This window comes from Gluconacetobacter takamatsuzukensis, assembly GCF_014174275.1.
Classification (GTDB): domain Bacteria; phylum Pseudomonadota; class Alphaproteobacteria; order Acetobacterales; family Acetobacteraceae; genus Gluconacetobacter; species Gluconacetobacter takamatsuzukensis.
Genome location: NZ_JABEQK010000031.1, coordinates 1 through 663, shown reverse-complemented (window position 1 = coordinate 663; position 663 = coordinate 1). Strand labels below are relative to the sequence as shown.

The 663-nt window shown below is 71.0% G+C and carries 1 pseudogene; it reads left to right on the top strand.

The window, feature by feature from the left end:
* Positions 1-78: 78 nt before the first annotated feature.
* Positions 79-663 (top strand): annotated as a pseudogene (locus tag HLH27_RS17375) (phosphate ABC transporter permease PstA); the annotation flags it as partial.

Below are 663 nucleotides of genomic sequence, written 5' to 3'. Positions count from 1 at the left end.
TGGGGTTCATCCTGATGGTGATCTCGTTTTTGACGCTGGCCTGTTCGCGGCTGCTGCTGCGCCGTGGAGGGGCCTGAGATGAGTGCGGTGACGGAAGCGGGTCCGGCCGGCGTGGGTCCGGCTGGGGCTGGCGCGGCCGTGGGGGCGGGGTGGAACCGGCCCGGCGGGCTGGCGCTGCGGCGGCGGGTGGTGGACCGGGTGGCGACGGGGTTGAGCATTGCGGCGACGGCGGTGGTGCTGCTGGCGCTGGGGTCGATCCTGCTGACGCTGCTGGTGCGGGGGCTGCCGGGCCTGTCGCTGGCGACGTTGGTGCGCACGATGGCGCCGCCGGGCAGCAACGGAGGGCTGGCCAACGCGATCGTGGGCAGCCTGGTGCAGACCGGCTTCGCGGCGGCGATCGGGACGCCGGTGGGGCTGCTGACGGGGATCTACCTGTCGGAATATGCGCGTGACGGGCGGGTGGTCGACGTGGTGCGCTTCGTGTCGGACATGATGCTGTCGGCGCCTTCGATCCTGGTCGGGCTGTTCGTGTATATGCTGCTGGTGATGCCATTCGGGCATTTCTCGGGCCTGTCGGGGGGGATCGCGCTGGCGGTGCTGTTCGTGCCGGTGGTGGTGCGGACGACGGAGGACATGCTGCGGCTGGTGCCGCTGACGATGCGC